This window comes from Bradyrhizobium sp. CCBAU 051011 (assembly GCF_009930815.1).
Taxonomy (GTDB): domain Bacteria; phylum Pseudomonadota; class Alphaproteobacteria; order Rhizobiales; family Xanthobacteraceae; genus Bradyrhizobium.
On record NZ_CP022222.1, the window covers coordinates 419244 to 438656 of the forward strand.

At 62.8% G+C, this 19413-nt stretch carries 15 protein-coding genes and 2 pseudogenes; 3 read left to right on the forward strand and 14 right to left on the reverse strand.

Annotation, left to right across the window (positions count from 1 at the left end; translation table 11 throughout):
- The first annotated feature begins 4 nt into the window (after positions 1–4).
- Positions 5–460 (forward strand): nuclear transport factor 2 family protein, encoded by a 456-nt coding sequence (locus tag ACH79_RS02020; RefSeq protein ID WP_161849523.1) that lies wholly within the window; start codon positions 5–7, stop codon positions 458–460.
- Between the two features lie 24 nt (positions 461–484).
- On the opposite strand, the gene ACH79_RS02025 is transcribed toward ACH79_RS02020, so the two are convergent.
- On the reverse strand, positions 485–673 hold the full coding sequence (locus ACH79_RS02025) for a hypothetical protein (RefSeq protein WP_161849524.1): 189 nt from the start codon (positions 671–673) through the stop codon (positions 485–487).
- Between the two features lie 142 nt (positions 674–815).
- Between ACH79_RS02025 and ACH79_RS02030 the strand changes: the two are divergent.
- Positions 816–1115 (forward strand): annotated as a pseudogene (locus ACH79_RS02030) (glycine zipper domain-containing protein); the annotation flags it as partial.
- Positions 1116–1254: 139 nt separating this feature from the next.
- Here ACH79_RS02030 and ACH79_RS02035 read toward each other — a convergent pair.
- From ACH79_RS02035 to ACH79_RS02060, 6 genes and pseudogenes are all read right to left on the reverse strand, one after another.
- Positions 1255–1683 (reverse strand): acyl-CoA thioesterase, encoded by a 429-nt coding sequence (locus ACH79_RS02035; RefSeq protein ID WP_161849526.1) that lies wholly within the window; start codon positions 1681–1683, stop codon positions 1255–1257.
- Positions 1680–3773: a 3-hydroxyacyl-CoA dehydrogenase NAD-binding domain-containing protein gene (locus tag ACH79_RS02040; RefSeq protein ID WP_161849527.1), complete on the reverse strand. Its 2094-nt coding sequence runs from the start codon at positions 3771–3773 to the stop codon at positions 1680–1682. The genes ACH79_RS02035 and ACH79_RS02040 overlap by 4 nt, the downstream gene beginning before the upstream one ends.
- A gap of 2 nt (positions 3774–3775) precedes the next feature.
- Positions 3776–5059 carry an acetyl-CoA C-acetyltransferase gene (locus tag ACH79_RS02045; protein WP_161849528.1) on the reverse strand — a complete coding sequence of 428 codons (1284 nt, stop codon included), beginning with the start codon at positions 5057–5059 and terminating at the stop codon, positions 3776–3778.
- On the reverse strand, positions 5059–7326 hold the full coding sequence (locus ACH79_RS02050; protein WP_161849529.1) for an acyl-CoA dehydrogenase: 2268 nt from the start codon (positions 7324–7326) through the stop codon (positions 5059–5061). The genes ACH79_RS02045 and ACH79_RS02050 overlap by 1 nt, the downstream gene beginning before the upstream one ends.
- Before the next feature lie 243 nt (positions 7327–7569).
- Complete coding sequence (locus ACH79_RS02055) at positions 7570–7836, reverse strand: hypothetical protein (protein WP_161849530.1); 267 nt, start codon at positions 7834–7836, stop codon at positions 7570–7572.
- A gap of 258 nt (positions 7837–8094) precedes the next feature.
- A pseudogene (locus tag ACH79_RS02060) lies at positions 8095–9319 on the reverse strand (SMP-30/gluconolactonase/LRE family protein).
- A gap of 364 nt (positions 9320–9683) precedes the next feature.
- On the opposite strand from ACH79_RS02060, the gene ACH79_RS02065 reads away from it, so the two are divergent.
- Entirely contained in the window at positions 9684–10907 is a 1224-nt protein-coding gene (locus ACH79_RS02065; RefSeq protein ID WP_161856169.1) for a serine hydrolase, read from the forward strand.
- 13 nt (positions 10908–10920) lie between these two features.
- Here ACH79_RS02065 and ACH79_RS02070 read toward each other — a convergent pair whose 3' ends face one another.
- The 7 genes from ACH79_RS02070 to ACH79_RS02100 all read right to left on the reverse strand — a co-directional run bounded on the left by ACH79_RS02070 (position 10921) and on the right by ACH79_RS02100 (position 19347).
- A complete protein-coding gene (locus ACH79_RS02070) occupies positions 10921–11697 on the reverse strand; it encodes a potassium channel family protein (RefSeq protein WP_161849531.1) in 777 nt (258 codons plus the stop codon).
- 59 nt (positions 11698–11756) lie between these two features.
- The gene (locus ACH79_RS02075; protein WP_161849532.1) at positions 11757–12749 is read right to left on the reverse strand and encodes a L,D-transpeptidase family protein; all 993 of its coding nucleotides are present in this window, start codon (positions 12747–12749) and stop codon (positions 11757–11759) included.
- 119 nt (positions 12750–12868) lie between these two features.
- Positions 12869–13492 (reverse strand): flavin reductase family protein, encoded by a 624-nt coding sequence (locus ACH79_RS02080; RefSeq protein ID WP_161849533.1) that lies wholly within the window; start codon positions 13490–13492, stop codon positions 12869–12871.
- 121 nt (positions 13493–13613) lie between these two features.
- The gene (locus tag ACH79_RS02085) at positions 13614–14219 is read right to left on the reverse strand and encodes a TetR/AcrR family transcriptional regulator (protein ID WP_161849534.1); all 606 of its coding nucleotides are present in this window, start codon (positions 14217–14219) and stop codon (positions 13614–13616) included.
- Between the two features lie 19 nt (positions 14220–14238).
- Positions 14239–17391 carry an efflux RND transporter permease subunit gene (locus ACH79_RS02090; protein WP_161849535.1) on the reverse strand — a complete coding sequence of 1051 codons (3153 nt, stop codon included), beginning with the start codon at positions 17389–17391 and terminating at the stop codon, positions 14239–14241.
- Positions 17392–17521: 130 nt separating this feature from the next.
- Positions 17522–18628, reverse strand: a complete 1107-nt coding sequence (locus ACH79_RS02095; protein ID WP_161849536.1) for an efflux RND transporter periplasmic adaptor subunit — start codon at positions 18626–18628, stop codon at positions 17522–17524.
- Between the two features lie 254 nt (positions 18629–18882).
- Entirely contained in the window at positions 18883–19347 is a 465-nt protein-coding gene (locus ACH79_RS02100) for a hypothetical protein (RefSeq protein ID WP_161849537.1), read from the reverse strand.
- Between the last annotated feature and the right edge of the window lie 66 nt (positions 19348–19413).

Here is a 19413-nt window from a genome sequence, read left to right on the forward strand (position 1 = left end):
AACCATGAAGATCGATCGGCGTCAGCTCGCCCTGCCCGTACTCGCACTTGGGCTGACACTTGGGCTCATGAGCGTCGTCCCCGCGTTTGCCGGTGCGGACGAGGATGCCATTGCGAAGAACGTCGAAGCCTTCCGTGCGGCGCAGGCCGCTGGCAATGCCGAAGGGATCGCCTCACTCTGCGCCGAAGAACTTAGCTACAGCCACTCGAACGCCAAGGTCGACACCAAGGCGGCGCTTCTCGACGGCGTCGCCAAGGCCAACTACAAATGGACGTCGCTCGAATACAAGGATCCCACGATCCGCGTCGTCGGCCCGACCGCCATCGTGCGCTTCAACTTCGTCGGCGAGCAGGAGTTCACCGACGGCAAGAAGACGCCGCAGAACCTGCACATCCTGATGAACTGGCAGAAGCAGGGCAACGACTGGAAACTGCTATCGCGGGCGGCCACCAAACTCTGACCTGCACACGACCGGCGCTGGCGGCTAAGCCGCCAGCATCATCCCGCTGGCGAGACGGCAGGCCGCGCGCTCGGCCTCCCGCGCGTTGCGAAAAATCTGACCTTCCAACTGGTTGAAGCGGTGCGAGGCGGCAAAGAACCGATAGCCTTCCGGCGCGCGCACGATGATCCCCGCCGGCTGCGAACCGACTTCGATGATATAGGTGTCCGACATGACCCAGCCTCTGATTTCTTCCGGGCTTACAACGGGTTGCAGGGCTAATTGTTCCCCTTCACCGTTGCGTCGTGAGGTCGGTTTATGTCAAAGCTGGGCGTGGAATACGCTGGCGAATCGCCAAAATGGCCGGAGAACTGACATGATGCCGAAATTCGCGCTCTCGATGCTGGTCGCTCTGGCGGTTTGCGCGCCGCTCCAGGAGGCGGCGGCGCAGGAAAGCACGCTCGGCGGCGCACTGTTCGGCGGCGCCGCGGGCGCGATCGTCGGCGGCGCGCTCGGCGGTGGCCGAGGCGCAGCGGTCGGCGCGATCGTGGGTGCCACGACGGGGGCCGCAATCGGCGCCCAGGGCGAGCCACGGCCCGGCGGTTATCGCTGGTATCAGGGCGGCTGCTATGTGGAGCAGCCCGGCGGCTGGCAGGCAGTTTCGCCGCGCTATTGCGGCGTCCAGGCACAATACGCACCGCCGCCGCCCCGCTATTACGACGACACGCCGCGCTGCATGCGCTCGTCGACCTACGATCCGCGCCGCGGCACGTTCATCGGCCGCGACGGCTACGAGCGTCCCTGCCCGTAAGATTTTAGGTCTTAATCACGCCGTCCGCTCCAACCGGCTGCGGACGGCCGTTGTCGTCGATCGAGACGTAAGTGAAATTGCCGTCGGTCACCAGGATCTGTTGCAACTCCTTGCGGCGCACGACCCACGCTTCGAGATGGATCGTGAGCGAGGTGCGCCCGACCCGCACCAGATTGGCGTAGACCGAAACGAGATCGCCGACATAGACGGCTTTGCGAAAATTCATCGCCTCGATCGCCACCGTCACGGTGCGGGATTTGGCGATTTTGGAAGCAGCTACGCCGCCGCCGATATCCATCTGGCTGAGCAGCCAGCCGCCGAAGATATCGCCATTCGCATTGGTGTCAGCCGGCATCGCCAGCGTGCGGATGCAGAGCTCGCCGCGCGGCTCGGTTTCGGTGTCGGCCGGCGCGTGCACATGCGTCTCCGTCACTTGAACGTCTCCCAGCCGGCATCGGGCGTAAACCGGCCGCCGAATTTGTCGGTCAGCGCTTCCAGCGTCGAGACCACGTTCTCCACGCCCCGGGTTCGCGCATAGTTCAAGGGACCGCCGCGGAACGGCGCGTAGCCGGTGCCGAAGATGACCGCGCCGTCGACGACGTCGGCGTTGTCGACGATGCCCTCGCGCAAGCAGGCGACGCAGACATTCGACATCGGCAGGATCAGCCTATCGATCATTTCCGCCGACGGCTCCGAGATCACGGACATGCCGCCGGTGTCGGCCTTGCCGTCCTTCCAGGTATAAAAGCCCTTGCCGGTCTTGCGGCCGAGTTCGCCCTTGGCGACCTTTTCGCGCAGCCATGCCGGCGTCGGCGGCAGCATGTCGCCGAATTTCGAGCGCAGCATATCGCCGACGTCGAGGCAGATGTCGAGGCCGACCTGATCGGCCAGTTCGATCGGCCCCATCGGCATCCCGAACTTCTTGGCGGCGGCGTCGATCACCGTCTTGTCGATCTTTTCGTCCAGCATCACCATCGCTTCCAGCATGTAGGGCGTCAGCGCGCGGTTGACGAGGAAACCGGGCGAAGACTTCACCGGCAGCGGCAGGCGGTCGATGGCGCCGACAAAAGCCAGCGCCTCCTTCAGGAGTTGCGCATCGGTGCCGTCATGGCTGACGACTTCGACGAGCTGCAGCCGCGAGACCGGATTGAAGAAGTGCAAGCCCAGCAGCCGCTCGGGCCTTTGCAGCGTGGTGCGCAGGTCCTGCAACGGGATGCTCGAGGTGTTGGTGGCGAGGATCGCGCCCGCTTTCATTCTCGGCTCGAGGCCGGCGTAGACCTTCTGCTTCAATTCAAGCTTTTCCGGCACCGCCTCGATGATGAGATCGGCGTTCCGCACGCCTTCGGCCTGCATGTCCGGCATCAGCCGGTCCAGTGCATCGCGCACGGCCGTGCGCTTGCGCAGGATCTTGCCGTAGAGATCGGCGGCGCGCTTGATCGCGCCCGCGATCGGTTCCGGCTTCATGTCGGCTAGCGTCACCCGCAAATCCTGCCCGGCGCACCAGGCGGCGATGTCGCCGCCCATGGCACCGGCGCCGATGACGTGAACGTGCTCGATCTTATTGCCGCTGCCGGCAAGCTTCTTCATCTGCTCGCGCAGGAAGAATACGCGGATCAAGTTCTGCGCGGTCGGCGTCCCCATCAATCTGGCGAACGACGTCTTCTCCGCGCTCAGCATCGCCCGCCGGTCGCCGCCGTGCTTCTCCCAGAGATCGATCAGCGCATAAGGCGCGGGATAGTTCGCTTCCGGCGCAGCCTTGGCGGCCTCGCGGCGCATCCGTCCGGCGAGGAATCCCCTGACGGGGCCGAGGCTCAGAATAGTGTTGAGCGGCCCCGGCTGCGCGCGCTTCAGGCGGCCGGACACGGCGTCCTTCACCGCATTGCGAACATGCCGCTCCTGCGTCACGGCGTCGACCAACCCGAGCGACTTTGCCCGGCGCGCATCGATGGTCTTGCCGGTCAGCATCAGCGGCATCGCCTGCATCGGATTGACGAGCTGGGTGAAGCGCACAGTGCCGCCGAGGCCGGGATGCAGGCCGAGCATCACCTCGGGGAAACCGAACCGCGCGTCCTCGATCGCAATCCGCATCTGGCAAGCCAATGCCACCTCCAAGCCGCCGCCGAGGCAGAAGCCGTGAATCACGGCCACGCTCGGAACCCGCAAGGCTTCGAGGCGGTCGATCACCGCGTGCGCGCGGCCGATCTCGGTTTCGACTGCGGTTACGTCGGTCGCGCCGCGAAACGCGTTGACGTCGGCGCCGGCGATGAAGCCGGATTTCTTGGCGGAGCGGATCACGAGACCTGTGGGACGCTGGCCTTCCAGCTCGGACAATATCTTGTCCAACTCTTCGAGCAGGTCAGCCGACAGTGTATTGGCGCTGGTGCCCTCGCGATCGAACAACAGCCAAGCGACGCCATCGGCATCGCGCGTCAGCTTGAAATTCCTGTACGGGCTGTCAGCGCTGGGCGTCGGCCCGAGTTCGAGCACGCGATCGCCGAGAACGTTCATGATCTGGCTATCCATGCTCACACCGTCTCTATCAGCATTGCGCCGCCCTGCCCGCCGCCGATACATTCGGTGGCGATGCCGCGCCTGGTGCCCAACCGTTTCATGGCATTGACGAGATGCAGCACGATGCGGTTGCCGCTACACCCCACCGGATGGCCGAGGCTGATCGCGCCGCCATCGACGTTCAATCTGGTCTGGTCGAGTTGACCCGCCGCGCCGTCGAGACCCAGAATCTCCTTGCAGAACTTCTCGTCGTTCCAGGCAGCAAGACAGCCCAGCACCTGCGTCGCAAACGCCTCGTTCAATTCCCAGGTCTCGATATCGGAAAGCGTCAGCTCGTTGCGCTTGAGAAGCTCGGTCGCCGACAGCACCGGGCCAAGGCCCATGATGCCGGGATCGAGCGCCGACCACTGGCTGTCGAGAATAACCGCCTTCGGCACCAGTCCGTGTTTCGCCACCGCCTCTTCGGACGCGAGGATCACCCAGGAGGCGCCGTCGGTGATTTGCGAGGAATTGCCGGCGGTGACCTTGCCCCAGGGACGTTCGAACACCGGCCTCAGCTTTGCCAGCGACTCCGGCGTCGAGTCCGGCCGCACGCCATCGTCATGATCGTAGAACTTGCCGTCGCGCGCAAATGCGGTTTCGACCTCGCCCTTGAGCCAGCCTTCCGATTGCGCCTTCGCCAGCCGCCGGTGGCTTTCGGCGGCATAGGCGTCCGACTGCGCGCGGGTCACGCCGAACAAATGCCCGACCACTTCGGCGGTCTGGCCCATATTCAGTTCGGTGATAGGGTCGGTGAGCCCACGCTCGAGGCCGATGATCGGCTTGAAATAGCTCGGCTTCACCTTGAGCGCGGCCATGATCTTGGCGCCGATGCCCTTGGCTCCGGCAAGGCCTGCGAACCAGCGCACGCCCTGTTGCGGCCAGACCAGCGGGGCGTGGCTCAGCGCTTCGGCGCCGCCGGCAAGAATGAGGTCCGAGACGCCCTCGCGGATGTAGCGGTAAGCGGTATCGATCGACTGCATGCCGGAGCCGCAATTGATCTGCACGGTGAAGGCGACCATCTTCTCGCCCATGCCGAGCCGCAGCGCAGCGACGCGCGCGGGGTTCATCTCGTCGGCAATGACATTGACGCAGCCGAGGATGACCTGGTCGAAGGCGTCAGGCGCAAAGGGCTGCCGCGCCAGTAGCGGCCGGCCGCACTGTACTGCGAGATCGACCGGGGTGAACGGCCCGGGGCCGGAGCGTGCTTTCAGGAACGGCGTCCGGCTGCCGTCGACGATAAAAACCGGTCGCGCCATCAGCTTGCCGCCCTCTGTTCACCCAGTTCCTGGAAGAACTGATGCACGTCGGCGCCCTTCCTGTAAATCGGCGACAATGCCTCAGGTGCGAAATCATCAACCTCGATCACTTTGGCAACCGCCTCATGCGCGGCGGCCAGCTTCTCGCCCTGCGCCTGGGTGATGACGCCCTTCTTCACCGCCTCCTTCCAGTCATGAAGGCGCGCCGCGCGCATCTGCTTTGCGACGTCCTCCACCGCCGTGACCAGACGGAACGCCTTTTCCAGCCGCGCGATACCGCCGTCATCATCGACGGCTGACAGGTCGGCGGTGAGCCGGTCGCGTGCTGCCGACGGCTCCAGCACGAGCTGTGCACATTCATGCACGACACGGTCGGACGGCCCGGTCACCTTTGCGCCGAACGGCTGGATCAGGAATTTCAGGATCACAGCGACGAACCGGTTCGGCAGGTTGGCGAGGATTTCGGCGAAGCGGTTTTCGATTGTGCGGAAGCCGCTCGCCATGCACCATTCGAGTGCGGCGAAATCGGCCTGCTGGCGTCCCTCGTCCTGCCAGCGCTTCAACGCGGCCGACAGCAGATAGAGCTCGGAGAGGATATCGCCGAACCGCGCCGAGAGCATTTCCTTACGCTTGAGCGCGCCGCCCAACGTCAACAGCGCCATGTCGGCGCACAACGCGAACGCCGACGAATAGCGCGAGAGCTGGCGATAGAACCGCGTCGCCTCGCCGGCATCGGGCGCCGGCGCCAACATGCCGCCGGTCCAGCTCCGGCCCCAGGCGCGGAACATGGTTTTGAAACTGTGGCCGACATGGCTCCAGAACGCCTTGTCGAAGGCTTCCAGGCCCTTGGCACGGTCGGCCTCACCCAGTGCATTCATCTCGTCGAGCAGGAATGGATGTGCGCGGATCGCGCCTTGGCCAAACACGATGAGATTTCGCGTGAGGATATTGGCGCCCTCGACGGTGATGCCGACCGGCACCGCACGATAGAGGCTGCCCATATAGTTCTGCGGGCCGTCGATGACGGCCTTGCCGCCATGGATGTCCATGGCGTCGTCGATCACGATCCGCATCCGATCGGTGGCATGCAACTTCATGATGCCGGAAATGACCGCTGGGTGATGCCCCTGGTTGAGCGCCGCACAGGTCAACCGACGCGCGGCGTCGAGCAGGTAGGCGGTGCCGGCGATGCGGGCGAGCGGCTCCTCGATGCCTTCGAACTTGCCGATGGAAATGCCGAACTGCTCGCGGATGCGGGCATAGGCGCCGGTGGTGCGCGCCGCATAGGCCGCGCCTGCCGCCGAGAGCGACGGCAGCGAGATGCCGCGGCCGGCGGCGAGCGCCGTCATCAGCATCTTCCAGCCCTGCCCGAGCCGCTCCTGCCCGCCGATGATGTAGTCCATGGGAATGAAGACATCGCGGCCCCAGTTCGGGCCGTTCTGGAACACCTGCATCGCCGGCAGATGGCGGCGGCCAATGTCGACGCCGGGCAGATCGGTCGGGATCAGCGCGACGGTAATGCCGAGTTCTTCCTCGGTGCCTACGAGATGATCGGGGTCATAGGCCTTGAAGGCGAGACCGAGCAGCGTCGCGACGGGACCGAGCGTGATGTAACGCTTGTGCCAGTTGAGCCGCAGGCCCAGCACTTCACGCCCCTCGAAATTGCCCTTGCAGATGATGCCGGTGTCGACCATCGAGGCCGCATCGGAGCCGGCTTCCGGGCTGGTCAGCCCGAAGCAGGGAATGTCGGTGCCTTCGGCAAGGCGCGGCAGCCATCGCTGCTGCTGCTCCGTGGTGCCGAAGCGCATCAATAGTTCGCCGGGCCCGAGCGAGTTCGGCACCATTACGGTGACCGCTGCGGTCAGTGATCGCGAGGAGAGCTTGCGCACCACTTCCGAATGCGCATAGGGCGAGAAGCCGAGTCCACCAAATTCTTTCGGAATGATCATGCCGAAGAATTTGTGGCGCTTGATGAAGGCCCACGCCGCCGGCGGCAGATCGCGCCATTCCCAATTGATCTTCCACTCGTCGAGCATGGCGCAGAGCTCGTCGACGGGGCCGTTCAGGAACGTCCGCTCCTCTTCGGTCAAAGTGGCCGGTGCAGTCGCCAGCAATTTCGACCAGTCGGGATTGCCGGTGAAGAGGTCGGCATCCCACCAGACATCGCCCGCCTCCAGCGCCTCGCGTTCGGTATCGGACATCGCGGGCATGGCGCCGCGCGCGAAAGCGAAGATCGGCTTGCTGATGAAATCGCGGCGGAAGCTCATGGCGACCTCCTCATGATCGGGGCGCGACACCGCGCCTCACCTGGCCAAACGTCAGTTCATTCTAGCTGAAAAGCTCGGAATTCGGGGCCGTTAGCGGCCGGAATGAAGCGAAATTGATAAACCGGGAGATTAACGGCTGATGTCCCGGACCCGTTCCAGCACGACTTGCATTATCCGGCGGTTGAAGACGGACGTTGCAGGATGGTCCCGCGGCGCTGCCGGCCCGACCAGCGGGCGAACTTCTTACGAGTCGCGCTTGTGGCGTCGTCGTTCGTTGGGGACGAACACGGCAAACACTTCCCTAACGCGAACGGCCGGCGTCACGTCGCGGGTAAAGCGAAGCTCCGCCGTCGTCCGGGTTTCTTCGACGCGAGGTGCATAGAGAGCGCTGCCATAGAGCGATCCGTCGAACCGCAAATTGCTTTCGTCGTCAGTGAGGTAAGCGTTCGAAGCAAACAGGAATACGAGCAGCGTCGATCCGACGACGGTAAAATATTTGAATATGGGCATTGGTATACGAGCCTTCCCCTTCTTTGGAGGGAAGGTGCATCGCGCGTCATCAAAGCGAGGTTTAAGGGCGCCCAGCTTTTGCCCAAACGGTTGGCTGCCAGTTGCCTATTTGTGACAAATCTTAATGAATCGCCGCGGATCGACTAGCGAGACAACCCCGCGGCAGCTGCTCCACCCCGCCGTTGCGAGCAATCGCTTCGAACGATCGGGCCTCCGGCTCGCGCCGGTGCCCGATCGCAAAATTGAACCAAGAACCGCTCAGCCCGGTCCCGCCCCCTGCGTTGCAGTGTACACCGCGTAGAGCGACTGGCTCGCAGCCATGAACAGGCGATTGCGTTTCGGTCCGCCGAAGCAGATGTTGCCGCACACTTCGGGCAGGCGGATGCGACCGATCAGCTTGCCATCCGGCGACCACACCGTGACGCCGCTGTAGCCGACGGCGCGGCCGGCATTGCTGGAGCACCAGACATTGCCGTTGACGTCGCAGCGCACGCCATCCGGTCCGCATTTCACACCGTCGACCATGAAGTCGCTGAACCGCTTGTGGTTGGTGAGCTTGTTGTCGGTGCCGACATCGAACACGAACATGTCGCCCTTGCCGCCCGGACCGGTATCGCCTGGGCCTTTGCCGGTGCTTGCGACATAGAGCTTCTTATAGTCGGGCGAGAAGCAAAGGCCGTTGGGATCCGGCACCTGCTCCTCGGTGACGACGAGATCGATGCGGCCGGACGGATCGATGCGATAGCAATTGGTCGGCAGCTCGCGCTTGCCCGGCACGAAACCGGCTGGCTGGCCGATCCTTGGATTGAGCTTGCCGGCGGAATTGCTCGGTCCTCCAGCAACGTCGGGCTCGCCCTCGTAGAGCTGGCCGCCATAGGGCGGATCGGTGAACCAGTAGCTGCCATCCGGATGCGCGACGACGTCGTTCGGCGAATTCAGCTTCTTGCCATTGTAGGAATCGGCCAGCACGGTCGCGGTGCCGTCGTGCTCGTAGCGCACAACGCGCCGGGTCAGATGCTCGCAGGAGAGCTGCCGCCCCTGGAAGTCGAACGAGTTGCCGTTACTGTTGTTGGACGGCGTGCGGAAGACGCTGACGTGACCGTCGTCCTCCGACCATCGCATCTGCCGGTTATTGGGGATGTCGCTCCACAGCAGATAGCGCCCCTGCGAGCTCCAGGCCGGGCCTTCCGCCCACAACAGTCCGGTATGAGACGCTTGATCGCGGTGTTGGGCTGGGCGAGGTCGTTGAAGGACGGGTCGACGGCGATGATGTCGGGATCCCAGAAGTAGGTGGTCGGGGGGCGCCGCGCGGACTGAAATCGCGCGGCGGGCTGGTGACTGTCGACGGCGGCGCCACGGGGCCGGTCTGGGCCAATGCGCTGCCTATCCCGGTGGCGGCGGCGCCTGCACATGCCGCCAAACCCTGGACAAGCGTTCGTCGCGATATGGTGGCTTCTGAATCGCACTCCTCATGGCGCGTCATCGCGTCCTCCCAAATGTGTTTGCCGGCCGTTGATCCGGCCTGGCAACTTGAGGTTAGTCCGGACCGCGTCCGGTTGCGAGAGCCCGCTTTGGATTCGCACTCGCCTAATCAAGCTCGCAGTCGATCATGGCAATACCTCGTCCAAACGAATGTCTGTCGTGGGGGCTCCGCCGTCATCACTTGGGGCAATTGCCCACGTGGCGATCAGGCAGGCGACATGCTAATCATTCGACGGCTCGTCGAACTCCTCCGGCAAGTCCTCTGTCCGCGGGACAACAAAATGAAAATGCCGATGCGACGGATATTGCATTGCACCGCAGGATCGCGCGCCGGACGGCTTCTTGCCGCGGTCTTGTCGTTGGCGATGTGGACCAGCACGGCCGCAGCCAACCAGGCGGCCAGCATCCCCGCGCCATCTCCAGACAAGCTCGAGCGCATCACTGAATTTTTCAATAATGAGGTCGCGACCGGAAAGCTGCCGGGCGCCGTTATATTGATCCAGCAGCACGGCAGGCTGGCCTATCTGAAATGTTTCGGCGTCCAGGATGTCGAGACCAAAACTCCGATGTCATCAGACACGATCTTTGCGCTTCATTCGATGACGAAGCCGATCACCAGCGTCGCGGCCATGATGCTGATCGACGCAGGCAAGCTCTCGCTCGCCGACTCCGCCTCAAAATTCATTCCGGCATTTGCCGACGTCAAGGTAGGAGTGGCGTTTGCCGCGGCTGACGGGACGCCCTTTCTGAAACTTGTCCCACCGGACCGGCCGGTGACGATCGAGGACCTGCTGCGCCATACCTCGGGCATCATCTACGACTACATCGGCGGCAAGCTGATCGATAAAGCGTATAAGGGCTCCGGCCTTTTCGACGGCAGGTACAACAACAAGGTGTTTGCCGAGCGCATGGCCAGGTTGCCGCTGGCAAGACAGCCCGGCACGCTTTGGCGCTACGGCCATTCGACCGATGTGCTCGGCCGCATCATCGAGATTGTCTCCGGACAGACGCTCTATCAATTCGAGAAGCAGCACATCTTCGATCCGCTCGGCATGACCAGCACCAAATACGCTCTCGAAAGCGCCGGCGAACACGCCCGGATGGCGGAGCCGCTGCCGAACGACACCATCCTGAAGGATTCAGAGGCTGAACGGCGCGCCCATCCCGAATGGGAGTCAGGCGGCGGCGGGTTGGTCTCGACCTTGAACGACTATGCGCGCTTTGCCCAGATGATCCTCAACGGCGGGGAGTTCGACGGCAAACGCTACCTCAGCCCGGCGGCGTTCAGGGCGATGACATCTGACCATGTCGGGCCGACATCCGGCGTTGCGCGGGATTATTTCTACTTTCCCGGCGATGGCTTCGGCTATGGTTATGGCCTTGCCGTACGCACCGATCCGGGAAACGCCAAGCCGCCGCCGGGTTCGATCGGCGAACTCAAATGGGATAGCGGCAGCGGCACCTATTTCGGGGTCGATCCTCACCTGAACATGATCTACATCATGCTGGAGCAGACCCAGAACGAACGGGGCCGCATCCTGCCCGCCTTCAAGAAGCTGGTTTACGACGCATTCGCCACGGACAATTGATCCGGTCGCTGCGCTACGTCAAACCTTCGTCGGGAATATTCAGCACGTTGCCGCATGCCTTGCAGTGGACCGCATCGCTGTCGTGACGCTGCAATCCGCAGGTGGGGCAGGAAAACCGCACCTTGTGCGGGGTCAGCAGCGCGCGGGCGAGATTGAAAAACAGGGTCACGCCAAAAATCATGATGACGACCGTAATCATGCGGCCGGTCGTGCCCGACAGGGTAATGTCGCCAAAGCCGGTCGTCGTCAGCGCGGTCACCGTGAAGTACAGCGCGTCCGCATAGTTCGCAATCTGTGGATTGCGAAACTTCTGCGTCTCGTAAACGATCGCAGTCATCACGAAGATGAATACCGCGAGGTTGGTGACCGCAAAGATGACTTCCTCATTGCGCCGGAAGAAATTGCTGTCTTCGCGCAGACGCGCCAGCATCTGGTAGTCGCGCAACAATCGCAGCGTCCTGAGCACGCGAAGAAAGCCGCCGGCTTCTCCCGCCAGCGGCGCCAGGAATGATATGATCGCGACGATGTCCGTCCAGGTCGAGAAGCGGGTGAATTCGCGCAGCCGATGCCGGCTGACCAGCAATCGCGCGGAAAAATCCGCAAGGATAACGACCCCGAACAGAACGTCGAGCGTTTCGGTGATTTCATTCGAAGGCAGAAACGACGTCGCGATGATGAACAGGACAGTTACGATATCAAACACCAGCAGCGCATAGCGAAAACGGACGCCCTCCGGCGTCGCGCCCTCGTAGAGGCTGCGAGTGCTCCGTCTTATGGAAGCGAACGACATGGCGGCATCTTCACCATTCGCACGTGCTATTGCAAATGATGGTTGGTGGCGACGAGAAATCACTTCCTGTTGGCCGCTTCGCGTTCGATGAACGCCACCTCGGTGCCCTTCTTCAGGAGCATTGCCAGCCTGTCGGCGTCCCAGTTGGTGAGGCGCACGCAGCCATTGGACTCTGACTTGCTGACTTTAGACGGGTTGGGCGTCCCGTGAATGCCATATCCTTCCTCTGAAAGTCCGATCCATTGCGACCCGACGGGATTATTGGGGCCGGGCCTGATCTTGAAGGCTCGCTTGGATTTGACTCCCTTGAACTTGTAATCTGGATTGTACCGGTAATACGGATTTGCATCGATCGAGATCACCTTGAGGACGCCGCCGGGGCTCGGCTTCTCCTCGCTGCCCACGGTCGCGGGAAAAAATGCGATCAGTTCGGAGTTCGCGAAGGCTCTGACGGTTTGAGACGCCTTGTCGACCTCGACACGCGTCACGGCCGGCTTGCCCTCCTTGGCCGGGACGTTGACCACCGCGATGGTTTGTCCGGCCTCGTCGAATTTCTTGCCGGGATTAAGAGCTGCGAGCAGCGCTTCGCTCATGTGAAACTTTTCGGCGAGGGCTTCCCGCGGGCTGGTGTAGTCCAGCGACTTGAGGTCTTTCAGGTCTTCCATCTTCTCAGGAAGCTTCTTCAGGAACGGGCCTTTGACGTCCTTGTCCGCGATCTTGTAATCGACGACGACCGGATCCGAACCGGTGGCAAGCAAAGCGGCCCAGATTTCGGAAGTCAGGGGCTGCTTGTTTACGGCCAAGCCTTTGGATTCGGCAAACGCCTTCAGGGCTTTCTGGGCATTCTCGCCAAGCTTGCCGTCGATCTCGCCCGGGGAGAAATTGGCGCGGTCAAGCAGCACCTGAGCCTTGACGATGACGGGATCGATCTTGCCGTTGGCCGGCAGCTTGCCCTTGAATTCAGCATTGTTGATCGCTGCCGCGTCGGGGCCGGCAACGGCCGGCGCGGCGAAGCAGGCGAGCAGAAACAGCCCGGCAAACCAGCGGATCATCGGCAATCTCCCAAATACGGACGATAAAGATTTCGACGGGCCGGAGTTCCCTGCAGCCGTCGGTTCAGAAGCGTAGCCCGGGTGTAGCGAAGCGTAACCCGGGTAAGGGAGAAGAAAGATCAATCCGGCCGGATCATCTCGAACATGTTTTCCGGCTTGATCTCGAAATAATCGCCCCGGCGGCCGGCGCGGACGATCGGATGGGCCAGCCCGGTCTGGTAGACGCCGTCCTTGATGAAGGTCTTGTCGATGTGGACCGCGACGACTTCGCCGAACGTCACCCAGGCCTGCGCCTTCTCGCCGTCCTTGCCCTGCAACTGGAGTATCTGCGTCAGCTTGCACTCGAAGGCCACAGGGCTTTCCGCCACTCGGGGCACGTTGACGAGCTTGCAGGGCGCGGCCGTGAGCCCTGCGATCTTGAACTCATCGACGTCGCGGGCAACGTGCGCCGCCGTCGCGTTCATCTGCTTCGCCAGATCCATGGTGGCGAGATTCCAGACGAACTCGCCGGTGTCCTGGATATTGCCCGCGCTGTCCTTCCAATTGGTCGAGGAGAAGCCGATGATCGGCGGCACGTAGCAGAAGGCGTTGAAGAAGCTGTAGGGCGCCAGATTGACGTTGCCGCTGCCGTCGCGCGAGGAAATCCAGCCGATCGGGCGCGGGGCGATGATGGCGTTGAAGGGATCGTGCTTGAGGCCGTGGCCGTTCTTCGGCTCGTAAAAGTGCAGGTCTTTGGTCGTCACGCCGGGACTCTTCCGTCATTGCGAGGAGCGAAAGCGACGAAGCAATCCAGGCCGCGTCGCGCGGAGCCAGTGGATTGCTTCGCTTCGCTCGCAATGACGACGGAGTCAAGTGGCGAAGAGCTCAATTCGCCTTGCGCGGCTCAAGAGCCCGGAAAAGGAAATCGATCATCTGGTCGATCGTTGCGCTGGGCTTGTTGACGGCCTGCGCGATCATCTGCGGGTGGAAGAAGCGGACCATGCCGGTGCAGGTGCACAGCGCTGCCAAAGGCAGATCAGGCGCCTCAAACTCGCCGGACGCCACGCCCTGTGCGATCACCTGGCCGATGATATCTGTAACGCATTCAATATGGGCGACACAGACGTCCCAATCCTCCTCCATCGCGATCTCGACCATCTCGTGCAGCTTGGAATCGCCGACATAGCGCTCGGTGTTCATCCGATTGATGGTCTTGAGCAACTCGCGCAAGCGAGGTTTCGCCGGACCGGGCTGGGCTGCGATCCGCCGCGCCTCGACCTCGACCTCGCCCATCAGCGTGCGAGCCACGCCCTCGTGGATCGACTTCTTCGAATCGAAGAAGCGATAGACGTTGGCGGGGCTCATCCGCAGTTCCTTGGCGATGTCGGCGACCGTCGTCTTCTGGTAGCCCATCTGCCTGAACAGACGCTCCGCCACCACGAGAATCTTTTCCCGGGTATCCGTCTCGACGTGTTCAGAAATAAGCGTCATGTCAGCTCTCAATGTTCAATTATTCTGCGGCGTCGGCAAGCGGAATCGCGTGTGGTCCTTTCGGATGCAACTTGGCCTCATGCTGCGCCGCAAGATCAGGTTGCTCGGCCTGGCCGCTTTCCTCCAGGCTCTTCCTGAACCAGAGTGCGTAAAGACCCGGCAGGTACAGCAAGGTCAGGAAGGTTGCAACAAACAACCCGCCCATGATGGTGATCGCCATCGGCCCCCAGAAAGCGGAGCGGGACAGCGGAATCATGGCCAGAATCGCTGCCAGCGCGGTCAGCACCACCGGGCGGGCACGGCGGACGGTGGCTTCGACGATGGCTTCCTTGCGTGTCAAGCCCTGAGAAACATCCGCCTCGATCTGATCGACCAGGATCACGGCGTTGCGCATGATCATACCGGCCAGCGCGATCAGGCCAAGCAGCGCCACGAAGCCAAACGGCTGGTTGGCGACATTGAGGCCGAGCGAAGCGCCGACGATGCCGAGCGGCGCGGTCAGGAACACCAGGATCAGGCGCGAGAAGCTCTGCAACTGGATCATCAGCAGCGTCAGCATCACCATGACCATCAGCGGAAACAGCACGAAGATCGAGGCATTGCCCTTGGCGGATTCCTCGAACGCGCCGCCCGGCTCGATCCGGTAGGCCGGCTCGAGATGGTCGCGGATTTCCTTCAGCTTCGGCCAGATCTGGTTGGTGACGTCGGGTGCCTGGACACCGTCGACGACGTCGGTGCGCACCGTGATCGCCATGTCGCGGTTACGCCGCCACATGATCGGCTCCTCATGGGAATACTCGATCTTGGCGATCTGCTGCAGCGGCACGGCGACGCCGTTGCGTGAGGTCACGGTGAGGTCGCCGACGCTCTTGAGATCGAGCCGTTCGGACGGGATCGCGCGGGCGACCACGCCGACCTTCTCGATGCCGTCGCGGATGGTCGTGACCTGCGCGCCCGAGATCAGCATGGCAAGCGCCTGCGAGACGTCCTGCGGCGTGAGACCGAGCGCGCGGGCGCGGTCCTGATCGACCACGAGCTTGAGGTAGGGCGACTGCTCGTTCCAGTCGAGCTGCGGCTCCACGACGTTGGGATTCTGCTTCATCACGTCGCGCACCTTGTAGGCGATGTCGCGAACGGTATTGGCGTCGGGGCCGATGACGCGGAACTGCACGGGGAAGCCGACCGGCGGGCCGAAGTTGAAGCGATCGATGCGCACGCGCGCTTCGCTCAATTCGCCTTCGGAAACCGCCTTCTCCAGCCGCGCCTTGATGCGCTCGCGGGCCTCGACGTCCTTCGAGACGATGACGATCTCCGCAAAGGCCTCGTTCGGCAGTTGCGGATTGAGGCCGAGCCAGAAGCGCGGTGAACCCTGACCAACATAGGAGGTATAGGTCGCGATATCCTTGTCGTCCTTGAGCAGCGTCTCGGCCTTCTTCACGGACTTCTCCGTGACGTTGAAGGCCGTGCCCTCGGGCAGACGTAACTGCAGGAACAGCTCAGGCCGCTCCGACAGCGGGAAGAACTGCTGCTGGACCTGACCGAAGCCGACGATCGAAAGAGCGAACACGCCAACGGTGGCCGCAACCACTTTGATCCGGTGATCGACGCACCACTGCACCACAGCGCGCAGGCCGCGATACATCCGCGTCTCGTAGATCGCGTGCGGATCGTGGTTGTGATGCACGGCGATGTTGGGCAAGAGCTTGACGCCGATATAGGGCGTGAAGATCACCGCGACGAACCAGGAAGCGACCAGCGAGATCGCCACGATCCAGAAGATGCCGCCGGCATATTCGCCGACCGCCGAATTGGCAAAGCCGATGGGGAGGAAGCCAGCGGCCGTGACCAGCGTCCCCGTGAGCATCGGAAACGCAGTTGATTCCCAGGCAAAGGACGCCGCGCGGACGCGGTCCCAGCCCTGTTCCATTTTCACCACCATCATCTCCACCGCGATGATGGCGTCGTCGACCAGAAGGCCGAGCGCGATGATCAGCGCGCCGAGCGTGATTCGGTGCAGGTCGATCGACATCGCGTTCATCACGATGAAGACGATGGCGAGCACCAGCGGCACCGACATGGCAACCACGATGCCGGTGCGCCAGCCGAGCGCCACGAAGGAGACGAACAGCACGATCGCCAGCGCTTCGACGAAGGAATGCACGAACTCGCCGACCGCGCGTTCGACAACCTTCGGCTGATCGGCAATCTGCTCGACCTCGATGCCCTGCGGCACGGCCTTCATGAATTCGTTGGTCGCCTTCTCGACGTCCTTGCCGAGCTCGAGGATGTTGGCGCCCTTGGCGGTGACCACGCCGATGCCGATCGCGGGCTTGCCTTCCTGCCGCGCGACGAAGGTCGGCGGATCGACGAAGCCGTGGGTGACGGTGGCGATATCGCCGAGCCGGAACACGCGGCCGTTGCTTTCGACCGGAGTTTCCGCGACCGCCTTGGCGCCGTCGAGCGCGCCGGTGACGCGCAGCGGCACGCGCTGCGAGGAGGTTTCCACCGTGCCTGCCGGCGTGACGTTGTTCTGCTTGGCCAGAGAATCGAATAGCGCCTGCGGCGTGATGCCGAGGGTTGCCAGCTTGGCATGCGAGAACTCGACGAAGATGCGCTCGTCCTGGGTGCCGTAGAGATTGACCTTGGTGACACCCGTGACCTTCAACAGCCGCTGGCGCATGCCCTCAGCCGTTTTCTTCAACTGCGCATAGTCGGCGCCGTCGCCGGTCATCATATAGAGAATGGAATCGACGTCGGAGAATTCGTCGTTGACGTTCGGGCCGAGCAGGCCTGCGGGCAACTGGCCCTGCACGTCGGCAAGCTTCTTGCGCAACAGATAGAACAGGTAGGGCACGTCCTTCGGCGGGGTCGAATCCTTGAACGTGACCTGCATCGCCGTGAACGAGGGCTTCGAATAGGTCTGCACCTTCTCGAAGAACGGCAGTTCCTGCAGCTTCTTCTCGATGGGATCGGCGACCTGGGTCTGCATCTCCTGCGCGGTCGCGCCCGGCCAGATCGCCGAGACGTTGACCACCTTGACCGTGAAGAACGGATCCTCGGCGCGGCCGAGCCGCTCATAGGAGAAGAAACCGGCAGCACCCAGCACGATCATCAAGAACAGGATCAGGGTCGGATGGCTCACCGCCCAGCCCGAGAGATTGAAGCGCTTCATGTCACTCTCCGACGATAACCCAATTGCCAAATACGGTACCGTCATTGCGAGGAGCGAAGCGACGAAGCAATCCATGCTTCCACGCGGCGAAATGGATTGCTTCGCTGCGCTCGCAATGACGGCGGAAAACTCAGAACGACAGCGACGACACCACCCGGACCTTCTGGGCCGGATCGAGCTTCTGCACGCCGAGCGCGACCACCTTGGCGCCATCGCTGACGCCGCCGGAGATCACGACCGAATTGCTCTCGTAGGATTTCACAATGACCGGCTGCAGCTTCACCGCGCCGGCATCGTCGACGGTATAGAGCGAGGGATTGCTGCCTTGGCTGAACAGCGCCGACAGCGGCAGTTTTGCGACGCGCTCGGTGGCCGCATCCGCCAGCGTCAGCGTCGCGGTCATGCCGAGCGAGACCTTGTCGTCGGCCTCAGGCAGCGAGAACTTGGCGAGATAGGTCCGGGTTGCCGGATCGGCCGATGGCGCGATCTCGCGCAATTTCGCGGTGTATTTCTTTTCCGAGTCTGACCACAGCGTCACGCTGGCGGTGCCGGACTTGGCGCGGCCGACCAGCGTTTCGGGGATCGCGACCACGGCTTCCTTCTCGGCAAAGCGGGCGACGCGGATCGCGGTCTGGCCGGAAGCCACGACCTGGCCGGGTTCGATCAAGGTTGCGGTGACGACGCCGCGGGTATCGGCGAGGAGCGTCGCGTAAGAGAGTGAGTTCTTGGTAAGTTCGACCTGCCGCTCGGCGCGGTTATAGCGCGCTCTCGCCTCATCGGCGGCCGCGCGGCTCTGGTCCATCTGCGCATCCGTCGTCCAGCCCTTGGCGCGCAGATCCTTGGCGCGCTGTTCGGAGGCGCTCGCCTGCGCCAGCACACCGGTCGCGGCGCGGAATTCAGCCTCGGCCTGCTCGGCCTGCAGCTTCAGATCGACTTCATCGAGGGTGGCGAGCGGCTGGCCGACATCCACGGTCTGACCGACCTCGACCAAGCGCCGGGCGACCTTGCCGGGGACGCGGAAACCCATGTCGGTTTCGATCCTGGGCCGGATGGTGCCGACGAAGCTGCGTTCCGGGGTCTCAGCCGCGTATTTCACGGTCGCGACCAGAACCGGACGGCCCGGAGCGGCCGTTTCCGCCGCCTTTTCATTGCAGCCGGCCAACGCGAATACCGCAAACGCCAACGAAGCTCCCGTCAACAGCCTGTAATAGCTAGAGAAAACGGAACGGGCGAACATCGGACTCTCCATCGCAGGATCTGGTGAAGAGTATCGAATGCTCACTGACGATTGTCAACATTCGTCACTGATCATGAATTCGTGAAGGAAAGTTAAGTTAAGAGGTAATTGCTTTCCGGAGAGATGCCTCCCGGGCCGGCTCGATGCTTAGTCCAGATCTGCCCAATAAATCTCGGGGGACGGAGCCCTCAGCCCGCGCGAGGCTCCCCGGATCGCTGCACTCCACGGCTTTCGCTACCCTCGACCCGCCCGCATCAGGCACGTCGAGCTTTCTGGCGCTTCTTCTTTGCTGTGGTCTTCTTCGGGCCTCTCGCGGTCTTGCTCGCAGGCCTTGATTTTTGGTTGCTCGATTTCCCGGCGGCCGACCTTTTCGTCGCCTTTTTTGCGGTTCGAGTCTTGGCAGAGGAAGCCTTCGCATTTCGAACCTTGGCAGTTCGTGCCTTGGCAGCGCCGGCTTTCCTCGCCCTAGCTGCCGGCGCACTGCTCCGCTTCTTCGCCGTGCGCTTCCGACGCTCGGGCGCGGCTGCAACCGGCGGCGCCATCAGGGGATCGGAAACGAGGCCATCGGCAGCGAGGGGGACATAGACCGCCGCGCGTTCGTCAGGCTTCAAGCCCGCCTCATCGGTCTTCAACGCCTGGCTCGCGGCTTCCGTCGCGGTGCTGGCGATTTCCTTCACCGTGTCGGTGAATTTTTCCAGAATTGACTTGTCCTTGTCCATGTCGCCTCCCCGGCGGCTTTGCAGCATGGAACTAACAAACCCGGCAGCGGCGGGTTCCTAAACGGA